The organism is Sporolactobacillus sp. THM19-2 (assembly GCF_004153195.1).
GTDB lineage: Bacteria > Bacillota > Bacilli > Bacillales > Sporolactobacillaceae > Sporolactobacillus.
In genome coordinates, this window is the sequence record NZ_SEMC01000039.1 from 1 (window position 1) to 1647 (window position 1647).

Annotated in this window: 1 rRNA gene; it reads left to right on the forward strand. The window is 56.8% G+C overall.

Going from position 1 to position 1647, the window contains the following annotated elements:
• The first annotated feature begins 3 nt into the window (after nucleotides 1-3).
• Nucleotides 4-1554, forward strand: a 16S ribosomal RNA gene (locus EWH91_RS14210).
• Nucleotides 1555-1647 lie beyond the last annotated feature (93 nt).

Below are 1647 nucleotides of genomic sequence, written 5' to 3' on the forward strand. Positions count from 1 at the left end.
ACTTTTTTGGAGAGTTTGATCCTGGCTCAGGACGAACGCTGGCGGCGTGCCTAATACATGCAAGTCGTGCGCACAGAGGGGAGCTTGCTCCCTGAGGTGAGCGGCGGATGGGTGAGTAACACGTGGGCAACCTGCCGGTCAGACTGGGATAACTGTGGGAAACCGCAGCTAATACCGGATGATCCTCCGCACCGCATGGTGCGGAGCTGAAAGATGGTTTCGGCCATCACTGACTGATGGGCCCGCGGTGCATTAGCTTGTTGGCGGGGTAACGGCCCACCAAGGCTGCGATGCATAGCCGACCTGAGAGGGTGATCGGCCACATTGGGACTGAGACACGGCCCAAACTCCTACGGGAGGCAGCAGTAGGGAATCTTCCACAATGGACGAAAGTCTGATGGAGCAACGCCGCGTGAGCGAAGAAGGTTTTCGGATCGTAAAGCTCTGTTGCCGGAGAAGAACGGATGCGGGAGGAAATGTCCGCGTCGTGACGGTATCCGGCCAGAAAGCCACGGCTAACTACGTGCCAGCAGCCGCGGTAATACGTAGGTGGCAAGCGTTGTCCGGAATTATTGGGCGTAAAGCGCGCGCAGGCGGCTTCTTAAGTCTGATGTGAAATTCTGCAGCTCAACTGCAGGCGGGCATTGGAAACTGGGGAGCTTGAGTACAGAAGAGGAGAGTAGAATTCCACGTGTAGCGGTGAAATGCGTAGAGATGTGGAGGAATACCAGTGGCGAAGGCGGCTCTCTGGTCTGTTACTGACGCTGAGGTGCGAAAGCGTGGGGAGCGAACAGGATTAGATACCCTGGTAGTCCACGCCGTAAACGATGAATGCCAGGTGTTAGGGGGGTCCAACCCCTTAGTGCTGAAGTTAACACATTAAGCATTCCGCCTGGGGAGTACGGCCGCAAGGCTGAAACTCAAAGGAATTGACGGGGGCCCGCACAAGCAGTGGAGCATGTGGTTTAATTCGAAGCAACGCGAAGAACCTTACCAGGTCTTGACATCCTTCGACCGCCCGAGAGATCGGGTTTTCCCCTTCGGGGGACGAAGTGACAGGTGGTGCATGGTTGTCGTCAGCTCGTGTCGTGAGATGTTGGGTTAAGTCCCGCAACGAGCGCAACCCTTGACCCTGGTTGCCAGCATTCAGTTGGGCACTCGAGGGTGACTGCCGGTGACAAACCGGAGGAAGGTGGGGATGACGTCAAATCATCATGCCCCTTATGATCTGGGCTACACACGTGCTACAATGGGCGGTACAAAGGGCAGCGAAGCCGCGAGGCTGAGCCAATCCCATAAAGCCGCCCCCAGTTCGGATTGCAGGCTGCAACCCGCCTGCATGAAGCCGGAATTGCTAGTAATCGCGGATCAGCATGCCGCGGTGAATCCGTTCCCGGGCCTTGTACACACCGCCCGTCACACCACGAGAGTTTGTAACACCCGAAGTCGGTGCGGGAACCTTTATGGGCCCAGCCGCCGAAGGTGGGACAAATGATTGGGGTGAAGTCGTAACAAGGTAGCCGTATCGGAAGGTGCGGCTGGATCACCTCCTTTCTAAGGAAACGATCGATAGCGAAACGTTTGCGCTTTTGTTTGGTTTTGAAGGAGTCATTCCTTCAATACCCGGCGTGCCGCAGGGCACGCGGG